Origin of the sequence: Microbacterium sp. NPDC056736 (assembly GCF_042790415.1) — a bacterium.
GTDB lineage: Bacteria > Actinomycetota > Actinomycetes > Actinomycetales > Microbacteriaceae > Microbacterium.
In genome coordinates, this window is the sequence record NZ_JBHTZE010000002.1 from 297,665 (window position 1) to 319,652 (window position 21,988).

The window sequence follows — 21,988 nt, forward strand, 5'->3', positions numbered from 1 at the left end:
GTCACTCCGCAGGGAGGCAGCAGCGCGCACCTCCGGGGGCCGTGAGCACCCGGTTGCCCCACGCGTCGGTCCAGAAGCCCCAGTAGTCCCGCCCGTCGCTGCGCGCGGTGTAGGCGCCGAACCTCATGCCCTCGACCGAGACCGGGACGCCGCCGCGCCGGATGACGAGGTGGACGTGGTCGAAGGTCGCGCCGCCGCCGCAGGGCACCGTCCGCCCCACGTCGCCGAGGTAGGTCCCGGCCGTCACGCGCTGGCCGACGAGGTGGTTCTGATAGTTGACGAGGTGGTAGTAGGTGGACTGCCACCCTCCGGCGTGGTTGATGCCGAGGTACGAGCCGGACTGGCACTGGACGCGGTACACCACGCCGTCGGCGATCGCCACCACACGGCGATCCCCGCCGGCGGTCGGGCCGAAGTCCAGCGAACCACGGGCACCCGTCCCGCCGGAGTTGCTGTGCGGGGCGCCGGCCGCCCACCACTGACCGGACAGATAGGGCATCCGCCACCGCGGGGAGCTCGGACTCGTCATGGTCGACCAGACCACCTGGCCGGTCGAGGTGCGCAGGTTGACGTCGCCGTCGTCGCCGACGACCAGCTCGACCGCGGCAGTCCCGGCCGTGCTGGACTGCCACATCACGCTTCCGTCGATCGCCACGAGGACCAGGTTCCCGTCGGTTCCGATGCGCAGCGCCCCGGCGCTGCGGCCGGACGACCCGGACTGCCACAGCGACGCGCCGCCGCTGCGGACCTCGATGCGGCCGTCGGCACTCACGCAGAGTGCGTGCGCGCCGTTCGGCGAGGACAGGCACTCCCCCGCGTGCACTTCCGTGCTGCGGGTCAGCCGTCCGCCTGTCGCCTGCGGCAGCTCCGCGGCGATGAAGGCGAGGTGCTGCGCGACCTGGGGCCAGACTGCCGCGTCTCCGCCGAGGATGACCACGCGCGCGGGCTTCAGCCGCCGCAGCTCGGTCATCGTCGGCCCGGGAAGCGCGTCGGCCCGGGTGAGCAGCACCGGCGCCCGCTCGCGGCCGGCCACCGGCGCGCCGGAGAGGGCATCGGCGAACTCGGTGCCGCTGGCGAGGTAGACGGTCTGCGCCGGGGCGGTGAACGTCCGCCGGCTCACCTCGGCCGCGGTGGCGTAGCGGTCGGTGCCCGACCACCTCTCGACGGCGGCGCCCGTGAGCGCGCGGGCCTGTTCGGCGACGCCGTCCGACACGGAGCCGGCGCCGCCGAGCATGACGATCCGGCCGGGCCGCAGGCGGACGAGCTCCGTCTCGATCACATCGGGCAGCGCCTCGGCCGCGGTGAGGAGCACGGGCGCCGACTGCGCCGAGGCGCCCGGTGCGCCGCTCAGCGCGTCGGGGAACATCTCGCCGCTGGCCAGGAACACCACCGGCGCCCCGGCGGGGTGGCTCTGCCGGCTGATCGCCACGGCCGATCCGTACCGGTCGTCGCCGGACCAGCGTTCGGGTGCCACCCCGACGAGCTCGAGGACCTGCTCGGCCACCGTGTCGGACACGGCGCCGGCACCGCCGAAGATCACGACGCGCGTCGGGGCGAGTCGCGCGAGCTCGTCGCGGATGGCCGGCGGCAGCCCCGACGGCTGCGTGAGCAGCACAGGACCGCCGAGCGTGGTCGCCGCCGGTGCGCCCGCGAGCGCGTCGGCGAACACGTGCCCGCTCGCGAGGAAGGCCACACGGGCGCCGCTCGGGAAGGCGCGCGCGCTCGCGGCGGCCGAGACCGCGTACCGGTCGGCCCCGGCCACGCGGTCGATCGCGGTGGCGGCGCTCGCCGGGGGCGACCATGGCGACAGCACCCCCAGGATGAGGACGGCGATCACCGTCATGGCCGTCGAAAGTCGTCTGGCCGTCGCCGTCACATCGCCCCCGTGGTGCCGTCGGCGTCGCAGTCGGCCGGCGGGTCGCCGGACCGGAGCGCCCGCCACTGGGTGACACGCTACCGAACGGCCGCGCGATCCGGGCAGATCGTCACGCGGGGTGTCAGACGCCGCGGGTGGGCTCGAGATCGTCGGCGTCGAAGCACGTGCGCGTGCCGGTGTGGCACGCGGGCCCGACCTGCTCCACCTCGACCAGCACCGCGTCGCCGTCGCAGTCCAGGCGGGCGCCGCGCACGATCTGGATGTGGCCGGAGGTGTCTCCCTTGCGCCAGTACTCCTGACGGGAGCGCGACCAGAATGTGACGCGCCCCTCGGTGAGCGTGCGGCGCAGGGCTTCGGCATCCATCCATCCGAGCATCAGCACCTCGCGGGAGTCCCACTGCTGGATGATCGCGGCGACGAGCCCGTCGCCGTTGAACGTCACGCGCGCGATGCGCTCGTCGACCGTCTCGCTCATGCCGCGGCCACCTCCCGCACCGCGATGCCCTCGGCCATCATCGCCGCCTTCACGTCGCCGATGGTGAGCTGACCCGAGTGGAAGACGGATGCCGCGAGCACCGCGTCCGCGCCCGCGGCGATGGCGGGCCCGAAGTCCGACGCCTTGCCCGCGCCGCCCGAGGCGATCACGGGGACGCTGGAGAGCTCGCGCATGAGGGCGACGAGTTCGAGGTCGAAGCCCTGTTTGGTGCCGTCGGCGTCGATGGAGTTCACCAGGAGCTCGCCCGCGCCGCGCTCGATCGCCTCGCGCGCCCAGTCCAGCGCGTCGAGGGTGGTCTCGGTGCGCCCGCCGTGCGTCGTCACGACGAAGCCGGACGCGGTCGCCGGCGAGCGCTTGACGTCCAGCGACAGCACCAGCACCTGCGCGCCGAAGCGGTCGGCGATCTCGTCCAGGAGCGGGGGGCGGGCGATCGCCGCCGAGTTGACGCCGATCTTGTCCGCACCGACGGAGAGCAGCCGCGCCACGTCGTCGGCCGAGCGCACGCCACCGCCGACGGTGAGCGGGATGAAGACCTCTTCGGCGGTGCGCCGGACGACGTCGTACGTCGTGGAGCGCTCGTCGACGGTGGCGGTGACGTCGAGGAAGGTGATCTCGTCGGCGCCCTGGCGGAAGTACTCCCGCGCGAGTTCGACGGGATCGCCCATGTCGCGCAGGTTCTGGAAGTTGACGCCCTTGACGACGCGTCCGGCGGCGACGTCGAGGCAGGGGATGACGCGGCAGACGAGGCCCATCACAGCCTCGCGTTGTGGATCGCCGTGACCAGGATCGCGCGGGCGCCGATCGCGTACAGCGCGTCCATGACCTGGTTGACCCCCTTCCGGGCCACCATCACGCGCACCGCCACCCACGCCGGATCGCGCAGCGGCGAGATCGTGGGCGACTCGATGCCCGGAGCGATCTTGACGGCGTCGTCGACGAGCTCGGCCGGGAGGTCGTAGTCGACCATCACGTACCGCCGGGCGACCATGACGCCGCGCAGGCGGCGCAGCAGCGTGTCGGTCCCCTCCGCCTCGGTGGGCGAGGTGATGAGCACCGCCTCGGACTGCAGCAGCACGGGGCCGAAGATCTCCAGGCCCGCCTGACGGAGCGTGGTGCCCGTCGAGACGACGTCGGCGACGGCATCCGCCACTCCCAGACGGACCGCCGACTCGACGGCGCCGTCCAGCGGCACCAGGTCCACGGCGACGCCGTGGTCGTCCAGGAACGCGTCGACGAGACCCGGGTACGCCGTGGCGACGCGGAAGCCCTGGAGGTCCTTCACGTCGGCGAAGCGTCCGGGCGGGCCCGCGAAGCGGAACGTCGAGTCGCCGAAGCCGAGGGCCTCGATCTCGCGCGCGCCCGGCATGCGGGCGTCCAGGAGCAGGTCGCGGCCGGTGATGCCCACGTCGAGTGCACCCGAGCCGACGTAGGTCGCGATGTCCTTGGGGCGCAGATAGAAGAACTCGACCTCGTTCTGAGGGTCGATGACGTGGAGGTCCTTCGGGTCGCGGCGGCCGATGTAGCCGGCCTCGTGGAGCATCTCGGAGGCGGTCTCGGCGAGCGAGCCCTTGTTCGGCACGGCGATTCGCAGCATGGCAGCGGGGCTTTCGGGTTCGAGGGCGGACGGGGACGCGCGCTCAGAGATGTCGGTAGACGTCTTCGAGGCTCAGCCCCTTCGCGAGCATCAGCACCTGAAGGTGGTACAGCAGCTGCGAGATCTCCTCGGCTGCGGCATCCGTCGACTCGTACTCGGCCGCCATCCAGACTTCGGCGGCCTCCTCCACGATCTTCTTGCCGATCGCGTGGACGCCCGCGTCCAGCTGCGCGACGGTGCCCGATCCCTCAGGGCGCTCGGCCGCCTTCGCGGCCAGCTCGGCGTACAGCGCGTCGAACGTCTTCACCATCACAGGTTACCGTCCGGCCGGGACGCCCCGGTGCCGCGTGACGCCGCGGCTCAGTGCACGTGGTGGTGGGCGGCGACCGTGGCGCGCAGCCCCGCGATGGCGTTCGCGGGGTCGTCGGCGCCGAACACCGCGGATCCGGCGACGAACGTGTCAGCGCCCGCCTCGGCGGCCTGCGCGATCGTGTTCTCGCCGATCCCGCCGTCGACCTGCAGCCACACGGAGGATCCGCGACGGCGTGCCTCGTCGGCGAGCCGGCGCAGCTTCGGCATGGTCTCGGGCATGAAGGACTGACCGCCGAAGCCGGGCTCGACCGTCATGACGAGGATCTGATCGAAGTCGTCGAGCAGGTCGAACAGACCCTCCACCGGCGTCGCGGGCTTCACCGCGACCCCCGCGCGAGCGCCGATCGCGCGCAGCCGCCGGGCGAGGGCCACGGGCTCCTTCGCCGCCTCCAGGTGGAACGTGACGGACGCGGCCCCGAGCTCGGCGTAGCCGGGCGCCCACCGGTCGGGATTCGTGATCATGAGGTGGACGTCCAGCGGCACGGGGCTGGTCGCCTGGACGCGCTCGACCATCTGCGGCCCGAACGTGAGGTTGGGCACGAAGTGGTTGTCCATGACGTCGACGTGCACGAAGTCCGCGGTGGCGATGCGCGCGAGCTCTGCCTGCATGTTCACGAAGTCGGCGGCGAGGATGCTGGGGTTGATGCGGATGCCGCCCGCGCGGCCGGTCTCGTCGTTCGGGAGCACCCGTCCATTATGGTCGAGCCGTGGATCCGATCACCGTACTCCTGCACGAGGTCCTCGAGGATGTGCGGCCCCTCGGCGGCGGCGCGCCCGCCGGGTACATCCCCGAGCTCGCGTCGGCGGATCCCGACCGGCTCGCGCTCGCGGTGGTGGGCCCCCACGGCAGGGTGCGCGCGGTCGGAGACGTCGACCACGAGTTCACCATCCAGTCGATCTCGAAGCCGTTCGTCCTGGCGCTGGCGCTCGCCGACCGCGGGCGGGATGCCGTGCTGCGCAAGGTGGGTGCCGAGCCCAGCGGCGAGCCGTTCAATGCGATCAGTCTCGAGCCGGTGACCGGACGCCCCGCCAACCCGATGGTCAACGCCGGCGCGATCGCGACGTCGGCGCTCATCCCCGGCGACGGCGTGGACGAGAGGACGGCGCACATCGTCGCCGGACTGTCCGCGTTCGCGGGACGCTCGCTGTGGGTCGATGAGCGGGTGTACGCCTCCGAGTCCGCCACCGGCGATCGCAACCGCGCGCTCGCCCACCTCCTGCGGTCCCACGGCATCATCGACGGCCCGGTCGACGCAGCGGTCGAGACCTACTTCCGGCAGTGCTCGCTGCTCGTGACCGCGCGCGACCTGGCGGTGATGTCCGCGACGCTCGCGTTCGGCGGGGTGAACCCGGTGACGGGCGAGCGCGTCGTCGCCGAGGCGGTCGCGCGCGACGTGCTGTCGATCATGACGAGCTGCGGCATGTACGACTACTCCGGCGAGTGGCTGCTGCGGGTGGGCCTTCCCGCCAAGAGCGGCGTCAGCGGCGGGCTCCTCGCCGTCGCCCCCTCGCAGTTCGGCGTCGCCGCGTTCAGCCCCCGCCTCGATGTGCACGGCAACTCCGTGCGCGCCATCGCTCTGCTCGAGACGCTGGCCGAGCGCTTCGGCATGCACATGCTCGAGGCTCACGACAGCATCGCCGTTCCGGCGTTCACCGTCGAGGACACCGACCACGGGCGCACGCTGCGCCTCTCCGGCGAGCTGGGCCTGGCCGGGATGGAGCGCGTCGTCGCGGTGCTGCGCGAGATCGCGGAGGCTCTGCCCGAGGGCGCCGAGGTGACCGTCGACGCGCGCGCCCTCGGCCGCGCGCACAGCGCGGCGCTGATCGCGCTGCGCGCCGAGTTCGAGCAGATGCCCCGGTCGATGCGACTCGCCGAGTGACTCCGGTGTTGCGGCTCGTCGCCCCGACGCGGCGCTGCGGAAGTGTGCTCAGACGCGGCGCAGGAGTGACACCGACATCGCGTCGGTGTTGTGACGGTGCGGCCACAGCTGCGCGCGTCCGCTGCCGTCCGTCTGCGGAGGCAGGCCGGGGTCGGCGGCGGACAGGGACGTGATGACCTCGCGCGCCGACAGCTCTTCGAGCGCGCCGTCCCACTCCCGGCGGATGTCGGACACCACGCCCGAGGTCTCGGCGAGGTGCGGCGAGCACGTGACGTACGCGACCACGCCGCCCGGCCGGAGCGCGCTCACAGCGGCGTTCAGCAGCTCACGCTGCAGTTCGGTGAGTCCGGGGACGTCGCTGGGCGCCTTGCGCCACCGCGCCTCGGGACGGCGCCGCAGCGCGCCGAGGCCGGTGCACGGGGCATCCACCAGGATCCGGTCGTAGGTGTCGGGAGAACCGCCGGCGCGCGTGCGACCGTCCTCCTCCGACACCGAAACCTCCAGCGGCACCCCGGCCAGCGCCTGGCGGACGAGCCCCGCCCGCGCGGGCGAGATCTCGTTAGCCTCGAGCGACGCCCCGTGCGCGAGCGCCTCGGCCGCGAGCACGGCGGTCTTGCCGCCGGGGCCGGCGCACAGGTCGAGCCAGCGCTCCCCCGCCGAGACCGGCATCGCCCGCGTCAGGGCGAGTGCGGCCAGCTGCGAGCCTTCGTCCTGCACGCGCACGCGCCCCTCGGATCCCCGCACCAGTGCGTCGGGGTCGCCGCCGCCCAGACGGAAGCCGATCGGCGAGAACGGCGTGCGGCGGGCGTCGTCGGGCACCTCGGCGAGATCCGGGAGCGCGGCCATCGTGACGCGCGGCGATGCGTTGTCGGCGGTGAGGAGCGCTTCCAGCTCGTCGGCGCGCCCTTCCGCGGCGAGGGCGCGCCGGAATGCGCGCACGACCCACACCGGGTGCGAGAACAGCAGGCCGAGCTGCTCGTCATCGGACCGGGCGCTGGCGGCCACATGGGTCATCCAGTCGCCGGGGGTGTCGCGCGAGACGCGCCGCAGCACCGCGTTGGCGAACCCGCCCGCACCGCGGCCGCCCGCCGCGCGGGCGAGCTCGACCGACTCGTTGACGGCGGCATGCGAGGCCACCCGGGTCGACAGCAGCTGGTGGACGCCCAGGCGCAGCGCATCCAGCACCGCGGGGTCGATGTCGGCGACGGGACGGTCGGCGGCGATGGAGATGACGGCGTCGTAGGTACCCTGCCGCCGCAGCGTCCCGTAGGTGAGCTCCGTCGCGAGGGCGGCGTCGGCGGTCGAGAGCCCCGCACGCGTGATCGCGGTGGGCAGCAGGAGATTGGCGTAGGCGTCGGACTCGTGGACCGCTCGCAGCGTGTCGTAGGCGACCCGGCGCGCGGCGACCGTGCGGCTCACGATCCCGCCACCGGGGTCGCGTCGCGCAGGCCCCGCCACCAGTCCGCGGCGCGCATGGCGCCCTTGCCCGCCGGCTGCACGGTGTCGAGCACGATCGGCGTCGAGCCCGTGCCCGCGAGGACCTCCTTGCCGTGGAGGGCGAGCATCCCGGGCGCGAGGACGGGTGCGTCCGCGGGCGCCTCGGCGACCGCCAGGACCTTGAAGCGTGCGCCCTCGATCGTCGTGTGCGCCCCCGGCTCGGGGGTGACGCCGCGGATGCGGCCGAGCACCGCCGGCGCCGGCTCGTCCCACCGGATGCGACCGTCCTCGTCGCCGAGCTTGCCGGCGTAGGTGACCTCGCCGGCCTGCGGGCGAGCGACGGCGGCCCCGGTGCCGATGGCGTCCACGACCTCGGCGAGGAGCCCGGCGCCGTCCTCCGCGAGCGACGCGAGGAGGTCGCCCGCGGTCGCATCGCCCGGGATGTCGACGGCGAGCTCGCCGAACACATCGCCGGCGTCGAGCTCGGGCACCAGCTGGAACACGCTCGCCCCGGTCTGCGCGTCGCCGGCGATCAGCGCGTGCTGGACGGGCGCGGCGCCCCGCCAGCGCGGAAGCAGCGAGAAGTGGAGGTTGATCCACCCGTGCGCCGGCGTCGACAGGAGCGGCTCGCGCACGAGGCCGCCGTAGGCGACGATGACGCCGAGGTCGGGCGCGAGCGCCGCGATCCGCCCGGTGGCGTCCTCGTCCAGCCGATCGGCGCGGATCACCGGGAGCCCCAGCTCCTCTGCGGCCGCCGCGACGGGCGACGGCGTGAGCACCCGCTTGCGCCCGACGGGCGCGTCACGGCGGGTGACGACCGCGGCGATGTCGTGGGCGGATGCCGCGAGCCGGCGCAGCGACGGCACAGCCGGCGCCGGTGTGCCGGCGAAGACGAGGCGCATGAAGCTCCTGAACGGATCAGAGGTCGGGGTCGGGCACGTCGACCCGGACCTTCAGTGTATTGGCGGCCGCGGGGGCACGACCCTTCGCCGGACGCCTGCCCTTCACGGCCTGGCTCACGACCGAGGCGCGCAGGCTCTCGGCGACCCGCGCGCCGAGCGCGTACTCGAAGCGCACCAGAGCCCGCACCGACTCGCCGCGCGGGAGCGGCCCCAGCACGGCCTCCGCGTCGAGCTCCGGAACCGCCCGGCGCAGCTCCGCCAGAGCCGTGTCCACGGCGGTGCGCGGCCCGTCCACGGCGGCCACCCGCACGGTGGGCGGCATGCGCAGCGGCGCACGGTCGGCCAGTTCGCCGCGGGCGTACGACGCCTGCGTCCACGTGGCCAGCGCGCGCGCGATCTCGCCCGCCACGCCGACGAGGTGGACCGGCGCCCCGGGCGCGGCCAGGGCGGCGGCGTTCGACCACCAGCGCAGGCACGACTCGCCGATGCGGAGGTCGTCGGCCATCAGCATCCGGTCGCCGTCCAGCAGGATCACCGCCCGGTAGCCGCCGAGAGCGAGAGGCTCTGCGCCGCGGGTCGCGACCACGAGGGCCGGACGCTCGTCGACCTGCATCACGGGGTGGTCCCCGTCGGCGAGGATGACCCGGATGCCGGGGAACGCGCGGCCCAGTTCGTCTGCGGTGCGCTCGCTCCCGGCCGAAGCCATCCGCAGCATCGTGGAGGAGCACTCGGGACAGGCCCACGCGTGGGCGGCGCGCCCGCACCAGGAGCACGTCGGCACCGCGCCGTGGCGGGCGGCGTGCAGGGGGCCGCCGCAGTGCGGACAGCGCGCCGGGTGCCGGCACGCCGCGCAGACCAGGACCGGGGCGTAGCCGGGGCGCGCGACCTGGACGAGGACCGGTCCCCCCGAGAGCGCCTCGCGCGCCGCGGCGAACGCCGAGGAGGGCACGCGCGCGGCGCGCGACTCCCCTTCACGGGTGGCGCTGAGGACCACCCGGGGGCTCATCCGCCGCGCGGCCGGGAGGTCCCTGACCCAGCCGATCGCCACGAGGCGCTCCACGTCGGCGGTGCGGGTGTGCCCCGCGAACACGAGCGCGCCGCCGTCGAGCTCGTGGCGCAGCAGGGCGGCATCGCGCGCGTGGACGCCGGGACTGAGCGGCTCGCCGAGCAGCGGGTCGCCGTCGTCCCAGATCGCGACGAGCCCGGGGTCGGAGACAGGCGCGTACACGGTGGACCGGTTGCCGATGACGACGCACGGCGCGGCGTCCAGCGTGCGCAGGAACGCGGCGTAGCGGGCCGGCCCGCTCTGCTTGGCGTCGTCGCGGACGAGCGCATCGGCGGGGATCCGCGCCTCCAGCACGGCCTCCAGCTGGGCGCGGTCACGATGGTCGGGCACCGCCACCACGGCGCTGCGCCCTGCGGCCAGCGTGTGCGTCGCCGCAGCGGCGAGCAGCACCGCCCACGAGCCGACCGCGCGCCCGTCGTCGAGCACCGCCGGAACGGGGGGTGCGTCGACAGCGAGGCGCTCGCCGCGGTCCAGCGCCTCCGCCAGCCCCGGATACGCGCGCAGCACGTCGTCCGCCCATGCGACGTGGGCGGGATCCACCTCGGGACGGGCCGGCGGGTCTGCGGCCAGCCAGGCCTTCTCGGCCCTCACCATGCGCTTGGGGATCGCGAGGCGCAGGATGTCGCCCGCCGAACCCGCGGCCCGGTCGGCGGCCCTGCGGGCCAGGGCGTACAGCGAGGGGGTCAGCACCGGCACCGGCGACACCACGGCCTCGAGCTGAGAGAGGGGCCGCCCATCGGCATCGGGCTCCCCCACCTCGACGAGCAGCCCGTCGACCATCCGGCCTGCGCTGCGCAGCGGGACCCGCACGCGCACGCCGGGGACCGCATCGGCGGTGAGCGCGGCGGGGATCTCGTAGTCGAAGAGGCGATCCAGCTGTGGCAGTGGGGAGTCGATGAGCACGCGGGCGATGCGACGCCCACGCCGTGCGTCGCCCTCGTCGGGCTGAGGCTCGTCGTGCACCGCGGTCACGCGGCCGCAGTCAGAGCCCGGCGGCCGCGCGCAGCGCGTCTGCGCGGTCCGTGCGCTCCCACGTGAAGTCGGGCAGCTCCCGCCCGAAATGGCCGTACGCCGCCGTCTGCGCGTAGATCGGGCGCAGCAGATCGAGCTGGTCGATGATGGCCTTCGGACGCAGGTCGAAGACCTCGAGGACGGCCCGCGTGATCACCTCGTCGGCCACCGTGCCGGTGCCGAACGTCTCGACGTACAGTCCCACGGGCTTGGCCTTGCCGATGGCGTACGCCACCTGCACCTCCAGCCGCTCGGCGAGACCGGCGGCGACCGCGTTCTTCGCGACCCAGCGCATCGCGTACGCGCCGGAGCGGTCGACCTTCGACGGGTCCTTGCCGCTGAACGCACCGCCGCCGTGACGGGCGGCGCCGCCGTAGGTGTCGATGATGATCTTGCGCCCGGTGAGGCCGGCGTCGCCCTTGGGCCCGCCGATCACGAAGGGCCCCGCGGGGTTGATGTAGAACTTCACGTCGGCGAGGTCGAGCCCCGTCGCCTCGAGCACGGGGTCGATCACCTCGGCCCGCACGGCGGCGCGCAGCGCCTTCTGCGAGATGTCGGGGTGGTGCTGCGTGGACAGCACGACCGAGTCGACCGTTCTGGGGGTGTGGCCCTCGTAGCCGAGCGTGACCTGCGTCTTGCCGTCGGGCCGCAGGAACGGCAGCTCGCCGGAGCGGCGCACCTCGGCGAGGCGCTCGGCCATGCGGTGAGCGGTCCAAGCGGCCATCGGCATGAGCTGCGGCGTCTCGGTCGTGGCGTAGCCGAACATGATGCCCTGGTCGCCCGCGCCCTGCAGGTCGTGAGGATCCTCCGAGCCGTCCTCGCGCCGCTCGAACGCCTTGTCGACGCCGGCGGCGATGTCGGAGGACTGCGCGCCGATCGACACGCTCACGCCGCACGAGTCGCCGTCGAAGCCGGTCTCGCTCGAGGTGTACCCGATCCGGTTGACGACGTCGCGCACGATGGCCGGGATCTCGACGTACGCCGAGGTGGACACCTCGCCCGCGACGTGGACCAGCCCGGTGGTCACCAGCGTCTCGACCGCGACGCGTCCGTCGGCGTCGTCGGTGAGGATCGCGTCGAGGATCGAGTCCGAGATCTGGTCGCAGATCTTGTCGGGGTGCCCCTCGGTGACGGACTCGGACGTGAACAGACGCAGTTCGGTCATCGATGCTCCAGTTGTCGGGCCTCGGACGCGGACGTGGGCGCCGAGGGGGCGGACACCAGTATGCCCCCGTGGACGGACATCTCCGTCGACGGGGGCATCAGGGTGTCACAGGTCACTCGAGGTGGCGAAGGCGCAGCTTGTCCTCGTGGATCTCGTGCAGCGCGATCGTCAGCGGCTTGTCCTCGACCGTCGAGTCCACGAGCGGACCGACGTTGTCGAAGAGGTTGCCCTCGTGCAGGTCGGAGTAGTAGTCGTTGATCTGGCGCGCGCGCTTGGCCGCGTAGATCACGAGCTGGTACTTCGAGTCGACCTTCTCGAGCAGGCTGTCGATGGGGGGCTCGATGATGCCCTGGTTCGTTCCGGCCATGGCGAAACCTCCTGGATCGGATGGAAGGAGTGGGAGTCTGCGGGCCTCGGGTGCCGAGGCATCCCACTAGTCTACGGGACGGGCCGCTGTCAGTGCGCGAGGGCGGCGACCTCGGCGGCGGCGCGGGCCACGTCGTCGTTCACGACGCGGTAGTCGAACTCGCTCTGCGACGCCAGCTCGGTCTTGGCGGTCCGCAGACGCCGTGCGCGTTCGGCGGCGTCCTCCGTGCCGCGACCCACGAGGCGCTGGACGAGCTCGTCCCAGCTCGGCGGCAGCAGGAACACCAGGGAGGCGGACGGGTCGGCCTCGCGCACCTGCCGCGCGCCCTGGAGGTCGATCTCGAGCAGGACGGTGCGTCCGGCGGCGAGAGCCTTCTCGATCGGGCCGCGCGGCGTGCCGTAGCGGTACGCGTTGTGGACCGTCGCGTGCTCGAGCAGCTCGCCGCCTTCGACCATGCGATCGAACTCGGCGTCGTCGACGAAGAAGTAGTGCTCGCCGTCGACCTCGCCCGGGCGCGGCGCGCGCGTGGTCGCCGAGACCGAGAGGTGGATGTCGGGGTGGTGCTCCTTGATGTAGGCGGCGACCGTCCCCTTGCCGACGGCCGTCGGACCGGCCAGCACCACGAGGCGGCTGCGGCCGCCGCGGGGCTCCAGCTCCGGCCAGCGGGTGTCGAGGAATCGCCGCAGATCCTCGCGCTGGCGCGAGCCGAGGCCGCCCAGACGCTTGACCGGCGAGATCTCGAGGTCGTGGAGGATGCGGTCGCGCTTGCCCTCGCCGATCGCGGGGATCGCGGTGAGGAACTCGGGCACGCGCATCGCGCCCGCCGGTGATGAGGGGTCGGCGAGGGCGCGCCGCAGGAGCTCCTGCGGCGTGATCACCCGCATCGCGACGTCCTTCTTCAGTGCGGCGCGCTCGCGGCGGGCGGCGACGGCACGGCGGGATGCCGCCGCACGGTCGACCTCGGGCGGCCGCCCAGGTGCGCCGGAGGCATGGGGCGAAGCCCCATTGGGTACAGTGCGCGAATCGGGCATGTCACTCACCACGGTAGAGAAGGGCGCGCTCGGAGATGCGCGCGGCGAGCCGGTCGGGTCCGGCAGCCAGGATGCTGCGGCTCTCCGACGCTATCACCGCTTGCGACAGCGCGCCGAAGCGCGCGCGGAGCTGGTGCGGCTCGGCGCCCTGGTGCCCGAAGCCGGGACCCAGGATCGGCGCCACCGGGGAGAACGGCCGGAGCCCGGCATCCGCCCAGTCCACGGTGCCCCCGACGACGAAGCCGAGGCTCCCCCACCGGCCGTCCGGCGTCACGGCGGCGTTGCGCGCGGAGACCTCCCGCACGATGGCGGCGGAGACGGTCTCGCCGCCCGCGTGATGCGCGCGCTGCAGGGTCAGCGCCTCGGGATTGCTGGTCGCGGCGAGCACGAAGACGCCCTTGCCGTGGCGCTGCGCGAGCTCGAACGTGCCCTCCAGCGCCCCGACGCCGAGGAACGGGCTCACCGTGACCGCGTCCGCCTCCAGAGGCGATTCGGGTTCGAGCCACGCCTCGGCGTACGCGTCCATCGTCGAGCCGATGTCGCCGCGCTTGGCGTCGGCGATGACCACGAGCCCGGCCTCGCGGCCGGCGGCGAGCACGTCCTCCAGCGCGGCGATCCCCGCCGATCCGAAGCGTTCGAAGAACGACACCTGCGGCTTGACCACGGCCACGCGTCCCGCGGCGGCCTCCACCACGCGGAGGCCGAACTCGCGCACGCCCGCGGGCGAGACATCCAGCCCCCACTCGGCGAGCAGGTGCGCGTGCGGGTCGATGCCGACGCACAGCTGCCCGTGCGCCGCCATCTCGGCGCGGATGCGCTCGCCGAATGAGGTCATGCGTCCGCCCGCCGGTCGGCGGCGTACTCCTGCAGGCTCTTCACGTCGAAGCCGTCGCGCAGCACCGGCAGCGCGCTGACCGCCGCTCCGAGGACGGCCATCGTGGTGAACAGCGCCTTGTCGCCGGCGACGGCCGCGGCGCGGATCTCGTAGCCGTCGGCGCGCGCCGCTCCTCCCGAGGGGGTGTTCACGACGATGTCGATCTCGCCGGCGTTGATGAGGTCGACGATGTTCGTGTCGCCGGAGCCGTGCGTCTCGGAGTACTTGCGGACGACGTCGACCGCGATGCCGTTGCGGGCGAGGATCTCGGCGGTGCCCTCCGTGGCGACGAGGTCGAAGCCCAGCTCCTGCAGCCGGTGGGCGGGCAGGATCACGGCGCGCTTGTCGCTGTCGGCCACCGAGATGAACACGGTGCCCGACTGCGGCATGCCGCCGTAGGCCGCCTCCTGGGACTTCGCGAACGCGGTCGGGAAGTCGCGGTCGATCCCCATCACCTCGCCCGTGGAGCGCATCTCGGGGCCGAGGACCGAGTCCACCGTCTGGCCGTCCGCCGTGCGGAACCGCTTGAAAGGCAGCACGGCCTCCTTGACGGCGACCGGGGCGTCCAGGGGCACGCGCGAGCCGTCCTGCTCGGGCAGCATGCCCTCGCCCCGCAGCTCGGCGATGGTCGCGCCGGCCATGACGCGCGCGGCGGCCTTGGCCAGCGGGATGCCCAGCGCCTTCGACACGAACGGCACCGTGCGGCTGGCGCGCGGGTTCGCCTCGATGACGTAGAGGACGCCGGCCGAGATGGCGAACTGCACGTTGAGCAGGCCCCGCACGCCCACGCCCTCGGCGATGGCGCGCGTCGCCTCGCGCACGCGGTCGATGTCGGTGCGTCCGAGGCTCACCGGCGGCAGCGTGCACGACGAGTCGCCGGAGTGGATGCCGGCCTCCTCGAGGTGCTCCATCACGCCGCCGATGTAGAGCTCCTCACCGTCGAACAGCGCGTCGACGTCGATCTCGATGGCGTCGTCGAGGAACCGGTCCACGAGCAGCGGAAGGCCGGGGCCGATGATGGCCTGGTCGGCGATGCGCACGAAGTAGTCGCGCAGCGCCTCGGTCGAGTACACGATCTCCATGCCGCGGCCGCCCAGCACGAAGCTCGGGCGCACGAGGACCGGGTAGCCGATCTCCTCGGCCACGGCGACAGCGCCCTCGACGTCGATCGCGGTGCCGTTGCGCGGCGCGACGAGCCCGGCGTCGTCGAGCAGGCGCGAGAACTGCTCGCGCTCCTCCGCCAGGTCGATCGCTGCGGGCTTCGTGCCGAGGATCGTGTAGCCGGCCTCCTCGATGCCCTTGGCCAGGCCCAGCGGCGTCTGGCCGCCGAGCTGGCAGATGACGCCGAGGATCCTCCCCGACCGGGACTCCGCGTGCAGCACCTCCAGCACGTCCTCGAGCGTCAGCGGCTCGAAGTAGAGGCGGTCGGAGGTGTCGTAGTCGGTCGAGACCGTCTCGGGGTTGCAGTTGACCATGATGGTCTCGTAGCCGGCGTCGGCGAGCGCGAACGACGCGTGCACGCACGAGTAGTCGAACTCGACGCCCTGCCCGATGCGGTTGGGGCCCGAGCCGATGATGACGACCTTGGTGCGCTCGGAGGCGGACACCTCGGTCTCGGCGTCGTAGCTGGAGTAGTGGTAGGGCGTGAGCGCCGGGAACTCCCCCGCGCAGGTGTCGACGGTCTTGTAGACCGGGCGGATGCCCAGCCCGTGGCGGACGCCCCGCACCTCGGCCTCCGTGTCGCCGCGCAGCTGCGCGATCTGGGCGTCGCTGAAGCCGTGCTCCTTCGCGATGCGGAGGGTGGCGGCATCCAACTCCCCCGCCCGGCGCACGAACTCGGCGACCTCGTTGATGAGCACGATCTGGTCGAGGAACCACGGGTCGATCTTGGTGGCGTCGAAGGCCTGCTCGACGGTGGCCCCCTTGCGAAGCGCCTGCTGCAGGACGACGATGCGGCCGTCGGTGGGCGTCTTCGCGATCTCCAGGAGCTCGGCCACCGACCGGTCCTCGTCGCCCCAGTGGAAGCTCGAGCCGCGCTTCTCGAGCGAGCGGAGCGCCTTCTGCAGGGCCGTGGCGTAGTTGCGACCGATCGCCATGGCCTCGCCGACCGACTTCATGGTGGTCGTGAGCGTGGTGTCGGCGGCCGGGAACTTCTCGAAGTTGAAGCGCGGGACCTTCACCACGATGTAGTCCAGCGTCGGTTCGAAGCTCGCCGGCGTCACCTTCGTGATGTCGTTGGGAATCTCGTCGAGGCGGTAGCCGATCGCCAGCTTCGCGGCGATCTTCGCGATGGGGAATCCCGTCGCCTTCGAGGCCAGCGCCGACGAGCGCGACACGCGCGGGTTCATCTCGATGACGATGATGCGCCCGGTCGCGGGGTCGACGGCGAACTGGATGTTGCACCCGCCGGTGTCGACGCCGACGGCCCGGATGATGTCGATGCCGATGTCGCGGAGCTTCTGGTACTCGCGGTCGGTGAGGGTGAGAGCGGGGGCGACGGTGATCGAGTCGCCGGTGTGGACGCCGACCGGGTCGACGTTCTCGATGGAGCAGACGACGACCGTGTTGTCGGCGGTGTCGCGCATGAGCTCGAGCTCGTACTCCTTCCACCCGAGGATGGACTCCTCCAGGAGCACCTCGTTCGTGGGCGAGTCGTGCAGGCCGGCACCGCCGATGCGGCGGAGGTCGGCCTCGTCGTACGCGAAGCCCGAGCCGAGGCCGCCCATCGTGAAGGACGGACGCACCACCAGCGGGTATCCGAGCTTCTCGGCGCCCTCGATCAGGTCGTCCATCGAGTGGCAGATGACGGACTGGGCCACGTCGGCGCCCGCCTCGAGGACGAGCTCCTTGAAGATCTGGCGGTCCTCGCCCTTGCGGATGGCGTCGACCTTCGCGCCGATGAGCTCGACGCCGTACTTGTCCAGGATGCCGCGATCGTGGAGAGCCATCGCCGCGTTGAGGGCGGTCTGCCCGCCGAGCGTCGGCAGGATGGCGTCCGGCTTCTCCTTGGCGAGGATCGTCTCGATCACCTCGGGGGTGATCGGCTCGATGTAGGTGGCATCGGCGAAGTCGGGGTCGGTCATGATCGTGGCCGGGTTGGGGTTGACCAGGATGACCCGGATGCCCTCTTCGCGCAGCACGCGGCAGGCCTGCGTGCCCGAGTAGTCGAACTCGGCCGCCTGGCCGATGACGATCGGACCGGATCCGATGACGAGGACGGAGTGGATGTCGTCGCGCTTAGGCATTCTTCTTGGTCTCCAGGGTCGCGACGACCAGGTCGCGGAAGCGGTCGAACAGGTAATTGGCGTCGTGCGGGCCGGCCGCCGCCTCGGGGTGGTACTGGACCGAGAACGCCGGGATGTCCAGCGCGCGCAGTCCCTCGACGACCTGGTCGTTCAAGCCGACATGGCTCACCTCGATGCGGCCGTAGCCGTTCGGGCTGTCGAACGCGCCCTCGACCGGGGCGTCGACGGCGAACCCGTGGTTGTGCGCGGTGATCTCGACGCGGCCGGTGGCCTTGTCGAGGACCGGCTGGTTGATCCCGCGGTGGCCGAACGGCAGCTTGTACGTGCCGAGTCCGAGGGCGCGCCCCAGCAGCTGATTGCCGAAGCAGATGCCGAAGAACGGCAGGCCGTCGTCGAGGACGCCGCGGAGGAGGTCGACGTGATCCCCCGAGGCGGCGGGGTCGCCGGGGCCGTTGGAGTAGAACACCGCGACCGGGTCGATCGCGCGGATGTCGTCGATGGAGACGTCCTGCGGCAGCACGTGGACGTCGAAGCCCCGTGCTGCGAGGTTGTCGACCGTGGCCCGCTTGACGCCGAGGTCGAGCACCGCGAGGTTGCCGATCCGCTCCCCCGTCGCCTTCGTGACCTCGGCGGCCGCGACCGACACCTCGGCCGAGAGGTTCCGGCCCGCCATCTCGGGCGCCTCGCGGACGAGGCGCAGCTGCTCCTCCGGGTCGATCCCCGCGGCCTCGCCGGAGAAGACGCCGCCGCGCATGCTTCCTGCCGACCGGATGTGGCGCGTGACGGCGCGCGTGTCGATGCCGCTGATGCCGACCACGCCGTCGTTCACGAGCGCGTCGTCGAGCGACTCGTCGGCCCGCCAGTTCGACACCACGCGCGAGGGGTCGCGCACGATGTACCCGGACACCCAGATGCGCCGTGACTCGGGGTCCTCGCGGTTCATGCCGGTGTTGCCGATGTGGGGCGCGGTCTGCAGCACGATCTGGCCCGCGTACGAGGGGTCGGTGAGGGTCTCCTGGTAGCCGGTCATCCCGGTGGAGAAGACGACCTCGCCGAGCGTCGTGCCGATGGCGCCGTAGGCGCGCCCGACGTGGCGGGTGCCGTCCTCGAGCACCAGGACGGCGGGGTCGGTCTGGAAGAGGGAGTTCATGCGCGTGTTCCCGTCTGGGTCGGGGGAAGGATGGCGGCCATGGCGTCGGCGAGGGCGCGGGCGGAGGCATCCTGAGGTCGGAAGTAGGAGTCGACGACGGTGCCGTCGTCGAGGCGCCAGGCGAGGCGGACGAGGCCGTCGCGCTCGACCACGCGGTCGATCGCCACCGTCGCCTGCGCGACGTCCTGGATCCGGTCGGCGGCGAGGAAGACCCGCGGCCGGCCGGTCACGTCGAGGGCGATGCCGGCGTCGGTCACCGTGACGTCGGACCGCGAGCGGAAGCCCAGGCCGCCGATGGCGAGGCGCTCCAGCGGCTGGCCGTGCCGGGTGGTCGCCACATAGAGCGCGGGCCACGACGAACGGGTGGTGGCGCCCGGGGGGATCTCGCCCACGGGAGCGGCGAGATGCGCGTCACGACGGGTGCGTCGTCGCCATGCCCAGACGAGCAGGGCGAGGAGCACGACCGTGACGGCGACGATGATGCCCAGTGCGCCTTCTCGGGTCATCCGCGGACCCCCGGTGCGTCCAGGAGGGCGCCGTCGGCGACCGTGGCCGTGCCGCCGTGGAGGGTCCACCGCACGTCACCCGGGAGTTCCCGCCCGAGGTAGGGCGAGTTGACGCTGCGGCCGCGGAGGTCACCGGCGGTGAAGGTGCGCCGCGGCGAGGGGTCGTAGAACGTCAGGGAGGCGGGCTGGCCTTCGGTGAGCGGAGTGCCGTGGCCCGAGAGCCGGCCGATGCGCGCGGGTTCCCGCGACATGACCCGCGCGACGTCTCCCCAGGTGATGAGACCCGTGTCGACCATCGACTGCTGCACGACCCGCAGCGCGCTCTCCAGCCCCACCATGCCGTTCGCGGCCGCGTGCCACTCGCAGGCCTTCGCCTCCGCCGGATGCGGCGCGTGATCGGTGGCGACGATGTCGATCGTGCCGTCGGCCAGGCCCTCGCGCACCGCGATCACGTCCTCCTCGCGGCGCAGCGGCGGGTTCACCTTGAAGCGCGCGTCGTAGTCGCGCACCAGTTCGTCGGTGAGGAGGAGGTGGTGGGGGGTCACCTCGGCGGTGACGTCGACGCCCCGCTTCTTGGCCCAGCGGATGATCTCGACCGAACCGGCCGTCGACAGGTGGCACACGTGCAGGCGCGAGCCGACGTGCTCGGCGAGGAGGACGTCGCGCGCGATGATCGACTCCTCGGCGACGGCGGGCCAGCCGGCCAGGCCGAGCTCGGCCGACACGGCGCCCTCGTTCATCTGGGCGCCCTCGGTCAGCCGGGGGTCCTGGGCGTGCTGCGCGATGACGCCGTCGAACGCCTTCACGTACTCGAGGGCGCGCCGCATGATGAGCGGGTCCCACACGCAGAAGCCGTCGTCGCTGAAGACGCGCACGCGGGCGCGGGAGTCCGCCATCGCGCCGAGCTCGGCCAGGCGCTCGCCCTTCTGCCCGACGGTGACGGCACCGATCGGCTGCACGGTGACGTACCCGGCGGCCTCGCCGAGGGCGAGCTCCTGTTCGACGACGCCGGCGGTGTCGGCGACCGGTGAGGTGTTCGGCATCGCGAAGACGGCCGTGTAGCCGCCGGCGGCGGCGGCGCGGGACCCGGTGAGGATCGTCTCGGATGCCTCGTACCCGGGCTCGCGGAGATGCGTGTGCAGGTCGACCAGGCCGGGGAGAAGAACGAGCCCGCCGACGTCGACCGTCGTCGCGCCGATGCGGCTCAGGCCGGCGCCGATCTCGGCGATCACACCGTCCGAGACGATCACGTCGGCGGCGCCGCTGCCCTCGATCAGCGCTCCGCGGAAGAGGAAGGTCTCGCTCATCGGGTGTTCTCCTTCGCTGTGCGATCCGCCGCGGGGATGTCCGTCGCAGGGATGTCGTCGGCCGTGGTGCGCTCCGCTCCCGCCAGCAGCAGGTAGAGCGCGGCCATGCGCACCGAGACGCCGTTCGCCACCTGCTCGAGCACGGTCGAGCGCGGCGAATCGGCGGCTTCGGCGGAGATCTCCAGGCCCCGGTTCATGGGTCCGGGGTGCATGACAATGCTATCGGCTCCGAGCGCGGCCAGGCGGCGTGCGTCCAGGCCCCAGCGGCGCGAATACTCCCGTTCAGTGGGGAAATACGCCGCGTTCATGCGCTCCAGCTGGATGCGGAGCATCATGAGGGCGTCCGGAGCGCCGGAGATCGCCTCGTCGAGGTCGTACACGACCGACACGGGCCACCCGGACATGTCCTGCGGGACGAGCGTGGGCGGGGCGACGAGTGTGACCGCGGCGCCCAGCGTGTTCAGCAGCCAAACGTTCGAGCGCGCGACGCGGGAGTGCAGGATGTCGCCGACGATGGCGACCTTGACCCCGGCGAGGTCGCGTCCGCGGCTCTCCCGGCCGAAGCGGCGCCTGCGGATCGTGAACGCGTCGAGCAGGGCCTGCGTGGGATGCTCGTGGGTGCCGTCGCCGGCGTTGACCACGCCGGCGCTGATCCACCCGCTCGTGGCCAGCGTGCGCGGGGCGCCGGAGGCACCGTGACGGATGACGACGGCATCCGCCCCCATCGCCTGCAGCGTCTGCGCCGTGTCCTGCAGCGACTCCCCCTTGGAGACGCTCGAGCCCTTCGCGGAGAAGTTGATGACGTCGGCGGACAGGCGCTTGGCGGCCGCCTCGAACGAGATGCGCGTCCGCGTCGAGTCCTCGAAGAAGAGGTTGACGACGGTCTTGCCGCGCAGCGTCGGCAGCTTCTTCACCTCGCGCTGCTGGGTGTCGGCCATGTCCTCGGCGACGTCGAGCACGCGCAGGGCGTCCTCGCGGCCGAGCGTCTGGGTGTCCAGGAGGTGCCTCATGACTCGATCGTCACCTCCTCGCGGCCGTCGGTCTCGGTGAGACGGACGTTCACCCGCTCGTCGCGCGCACTCGGGAGGTTCTTCCCGACGAAGTCGGGGCGGATGGGCAGCTCGCGGTGGCCCCGGTCGACGAGGGTCGCCAGGCGCACGGCCGCCGGTCGTCCGATGTCCTGCAGGGCATCCAGCGCCGCCCGGATGCTCCGGCCCGAGAACAGCACGTCGTCGACGAGCACGACCACCTTGCCGTCGATGCCGCCCGCGGGGATCTGGGTGGGCTGGGGTGCGCGCGTGGGGTTGCGGTGCAGATCGTCGCGGTACATCGTCACGTCCAGCGCGCCGACGGCGACCGAAGCTCCGCCGAACTGCTCGACGAGCGCGCCGATGCGGTGGGCGAGCGTGACGCCGCGGGTGGGGATGCCGAGGAGGACGAGGCCGTCGGGGCCTCTGTTGGACTCGAGGATCTCGTGCGAGATCCGAGTCAGTGCTCGGGCGATGTCGGCCTCGTGCAGCACGGTGCGCGTGCTCATCCGGCTCCCTTCTCCGCCTCACAGGACGGTGTTAAAGGTTGCTGCGATCGTCGTCCATCCTACGGCACGGCGAAGGCCGGCCAGGACTGCTGGGGCTGGCGAGGCATCGGCGACATTTTCGCTTTGCGGAGTCGACAATTGTTTCTATTGCATCACATACCGGCACTTGACT

The 21,988-nt window shown here is 72.6% G+C and carries 20 protein-coding genes; 1 reads left to right on the plus strand and 19 read right to left on the minus strand.

Translation table 11 applies throughout. From position 1 onward, the window contains the following. Position 1: 1 nt before the first annotated feature. The 6 genes from ACFRAL_RS05945 to rpe form a co-directional block, all read right to left on the minus strand. Positions 2-1,843: a cell wall-binding repeat-containing protein gene (locus tag ACFRAL_RS05945; RefSeq protein ID WP_378880774.1), complete on the minus strand. Its 1,842-nt coding sequence runs from the start codon at positions 1,841-1,843 to the stop codon at positions 2-4. Positions 1,844-1,997: 154 nt separating this feature from the next. Beyond that, positions 1,998-2,351 carry a phosphoribosyl-AMP cyclohydrolase gene (gene hisI / locus ACFRAL_RS05950; protein WP_336397965.1) on the minus strand — a complete coding sequence of 118 codons (354 nt, stop codon included), beginning with the start codon at positions 2,349-2,351 and terminating at the stop codon, positions 1,998-2,000. Next, positions 2,348-3,124, minus strand: coding sequence for an imidazole glycerol phosphate synthase subunit HisF (hisF, locus tag ACFRAL_RS05955; RefSeq protein WP_336398062.1), 777 nt, complete (start codon positions 3,122-3,124; stop codon positions 2,348-2,350). Before hisF ends, hisI begins: the two co-directional genes overlap by 4 nt. After that, a complete protein-coding gene (hisG, locus tag ACFRAL_RS05960; RefSeq protein ID WP_336397966.1) occupies positions 3,124-3,966 on the minus strand; it encodes an ATP phosphoribosyltransferase in 843 nt (280 codons plus the stop codon). The genes hisF and hisG overlap by 1 nt, the downstream gene beginning before the upstream one ends. 43 nt (positions 3,967-4,009) lie before the next feature. Beyond that, complete coding sequence (locus ACFRAL_RS05965) at positions 4,010-4,273, minus strand: phosphoribosyl-ATP diphosphatase (RefSeq protein ID WP_344091978.1); 264 nt, start codon at positions 4,271-4,273, stop codon at positions 4,010-4,012. A gap of 53 nt (positions 4,274-4,326) precedes the next feature. Then, positions 4,327-5,025 (minus strand): ribulose-phosphate 3-epimerase, encoded by a 699-nt coding sequence (gene rpe / locus ACFRAL_RS05970; protein WP_378880779.1) that lies wholly within the window; start codon positions 5,023-5,025, stop codon positions 4,327-4,329. Between the two features lie 20 nt (positions 5,026-5,045). Between rpe and glsA the strand changes: the two genes are divergently transcribed. After that, positions 5,046-6,218, plus strand: coding sequence for a glutaminase A (gene glsA / locus ACFRAL_RS05975; RefSeq protein ID WP_336397968.1), 1,173 nt, complete (start codon positions 5,046-5,048; stop codon positions 6,216-6,218). Positions 6,219-6,266: 48 nt separating this feature from the next. Here glsA and ACFRAL_RS05980 read toward each other — a convergent pair whose 3' ends face one another. The 13 genes from ACFRAL_RS05980 to pyrR all read right to left on the minus strand — a co-directional run bounded on the left by ACFRAL_RS05980 (position 6,267) and on the right by pyrR (position 21,816). Beyond that, the gene (locus tag ACFRAL_RS05980; protein WP_378880783.1) at positions 6,267-7,637 is read right to left on the minus strand and encodes an RsmB/NOP family class I SAM-dependent RNA methyltransferase; all 1,371 of its coding nucleotides are present in this window, start codon (positions 7,635-7,637) and stop codon (positions 6,267-6,269) included. Then, a complete protein-coding gene (gene fmt / locus ACFRAL_RS05985; protein WP_378880786.1) occupies positions 7,634-8,557 on the minus strand; it encodes a methionyl-tRNA formyltransferase in 924 nt (307 codons plus the stop codon). Before fmt ends, ACFRAL_RS05980 begins: the two co-directional genes overlap by 4 nt. 16 nt (positions 8,558-8,573) lie before the next feature. After that, positions 8,574-10,595, minus strand: a complete 2,022-nt coding sequence (locus ACFRAL_RS05990; protein WP_378880788.1) for a primosomal protein N' — start codon at positions 10,593-10,595, stop codon at positions 8,574-8,576. A gap of 10 nt (positions 10,596-10,605) precedes the next feature. After that, positions 10,606-11,799, minus strand: coding sequence for a methionine adenosyltransferase (gene metK, locus ACFRAL_RS05995; RefSeq protein WP_378880790.1), 1,194 nt, complete (start codon positions 11,797-11,799; stop codon positions 10,606-10,608). 112 nt (positions 11,800-11,911) lie between these two features. Then, on the minus strand, positions 11,912-12,166 hold the full coding sequence (gene rpoZ, locus ACFRAL_RS06000) for a DNA-directed RNA polymerase subunit omega (protein ID WP_194398411.1): 255 nt from the start codon (positions 12,164-12,166) through the stop codon (positions 11,912-11,914). Between the two features lie 89 nt (positions 12,167-12,255). Next, positions 12,256-13,197: a guanylate kinase gene (gene gmk, locus ACFRAL_RS06005; RefSeq protein ID WP_378880793.1), complete on the minus strand. Its 942-nt coding sequence runs from the start codon at positions 13,195-13,197 to the stop codon at positions 12,256-12,258. A 1-nt stretch (position 13,198) separates the two neighbouring features. Then, complete coding sequence (gene pyrF, locus ACFRAL_RS06010; protein WP_378880796.1) at positions 13,199-14,032, minus strand: orotidine-5'-phosphate decarboxylase; 834 nt, start codon at positions 14,030-14,032, stop codon at positions 13,199-13,201. Beyond that, a complete protein-coding gene (gene carB, locus ACFRAL_RS06015; RefSeq protein WP_378880799.1) occupies positions 14,029-17,316 on the minus strand; it encodes a carbamoyl-phosphate synthase large subunit in 3,288 nt (1,095 codons plus the stop codon). Before carB ends, pyrF begins: the two co-directional genes overlap by 4 nt. Beyond that, on the minus strand, positions 17,309-18,466 hold the full coding sequence (carA, locus tag ACFRAL_RS06020; protein ID WP_336397976.1) for a glutamine-hydrolyzing carbamoyl-phosphate synthase small subunit: 1,158 nt from the start codon (positions 18,464-18,466) through the stop codon (positions 17,309-17,311). Before carA ends, carB begins: the two co-directional genes overlap by 8 nt. Next, positions 18,463-18,972, minus strand: a complete 510-nt coding sequence (locus tag ACFRAL_RS06025; RefSeq protein ID WP_378880802.1) for a hypothetical protein — start codon at positions 18,970-18,972, stop codon at positions 18,463-18,465. The genes carA and ACFRAL_RS06025 overlap by 4 nt, the downstream gene beginning before the upstream one ends. Beyond that, positions 18,969-20,279 carry a dihydroorotase gene (locus ACFRAL_RS06030; RefSeq protein ID WP_378880804.1) on the minus strand — a complete coding sequence of 437 codons (1,311 nt, stop codon included), beginning with the start codon at positions 20,277-20,279 and terminating at the stop codon, positions 18,969-18,971. Before ACFRAL_RS06030 ends, ACFRAL_RS06025 begins: the two co-directional genes overlap by 4 nt. After that, a complete protein-coding gene (locus ACFRAL_RS06035; RefSeq protein ID WP_378880806.1) occupies positions 20,276-21,289 on the minus strand; it encodes an aspartate carbamoyltransferase catalytic subunit in 1,014 nt (337 codons plus the stop codon). Before ACFRAL_RS06035 ends, ACFRAL_RS06030 begins: the two co-directional genes overlap by 4 nt. Continuing rightward, the gene (pyrR, locus tag ACFRAL_RS06040; RefSeq protein WP_336397980.1) at positions 21,286-21,816 is read right to left on the minus strand and encodes a bifunctional pyr operon transcriptional regulator/uracil phosphoribosyltransferase PyrR; all 531 of its coding nucleotides are present in this window, start codon (positions 21,814-21,816) and stop codon (positions 21,286-21,288) included. The genes ACFRAL_RS06035 and pyrR overlap by 4 nt, the downstream gene beginning before the upstream one ends. Between the last annotated feature and the right edge of the window lie 172 nt (positions 21,817-21,988).

What these genes read in the sequence shown, in the direction of transcription:
- ACFRAL_RS05945 (WP_378880774.1), bottom strand. Translation starts at nt 1,843, where the DNA reads ATGACGGTGATCGCCGTCCTCATCCTGGGGGTGCTGTCGCCATGGTCG.
- hisI (WP_336397965.1), bottom strand. Translation starts at nt 2,351, where the DNA reads ATGAGCGAGACGGTCGACGAGCGCATCGCGCGCGTGACGTTCAACGGC.
- hisF (WP_336398062.1), bottom strand. Translation starts at nt 3,124, where the DNA reads ATGGGCCTCGTCTGCCGCGTCATCCCCTGCCTCGACGTCGCCGCCGGA.
- hisG (WP_336397966.1), bottom strand. Translation starts at nt 3,966, where the DNA reads ATGCTGCGAATCGCCGTGCCGAACAAGGGCTCGCTCGCCGAGACCGCC.
- fmt (WP_378880786.1), bottom strand. Translation starts at nt 8,557, where the DNA reads ATGCGCCTCGTCTTCGCCGGCACACCGGCGCCGGCTGTGCCGTCGCTG.
- metK (WP_378880790.1), bottom strand. Translation starts at nt 11,799, where the DNA reads ATGACCGAACTGCGTCTGTTCACGTCCGAGTCCGTCACCGAGGGGCAC.
- rpoZ (WP_194398411.1), bottom strand. Translation starts at nt 12,166, where the DNA reads ATGGCCGGAACGAACCAGGGCATCATCGAGCCCCCCATCGACAGCCTG.
- gmk (WP_378880793.1), bottom strand. Translation starts at nt 13,197, where the DNA reads ATGCCCGATTCGCGCACTGTACCCAATGGGGCTTCGCCCCATGCCTCC.
- pyrF (WP_378880796.1), bottom strand. Translation starts at nt 14,032, where the DNA reads ATGACCTCATTCGGCGAGCGCATCCGCGCCGAGATGGCGGCGCACGGG.
- carB (WP_378880799.1), bottom strand. Translation starts at nt 17,316, where the DNA reads ATGCCTAAGCGCGACGACATCCACTCCGTCCTCGTCATCGGATCCGGT.
- carA (WP_336397976.1), bottom strand. Translation starts at nt 18,466, where the DNA reads ATGAACTCCCTCTTCCAGACCGACCCCGCCGTCCTGGTGCTCGAGGAC.
- ACFRAL_RS06025 (WP_378880802.1), bottom strand. Translation starts at nt 18,972, where the DNA reads ATGACCCGAGAAGGCGCACTGGGCATCATCGTCGCCGTCACGGTCGTG.
- ACFRAL_RS06030 (WP_378880804.1), bottom strand. Translation starts at nt 20,279, where the DNA reads ATGAGCGAGACCTTCCTCTTCCGCGGAGCGCTGATCGAGGGCAGCGGC.
- ACFRAL_RS06035 (WP_378880806.1), bottom strand. Translation starts at nt 21,289, where the DNA reads ATGAGGCACCTCCTGGACACCCAGACGCTCGGCCGCGAGGACGCCCTG.
- pyrR (WP_336397980.1), bottom strand. Translation starts at nt 21,816, where the DNA reads ATGAGCACGCGCACCGTGCTGCACGAGGCCGACATCGCCCGAGCACTG.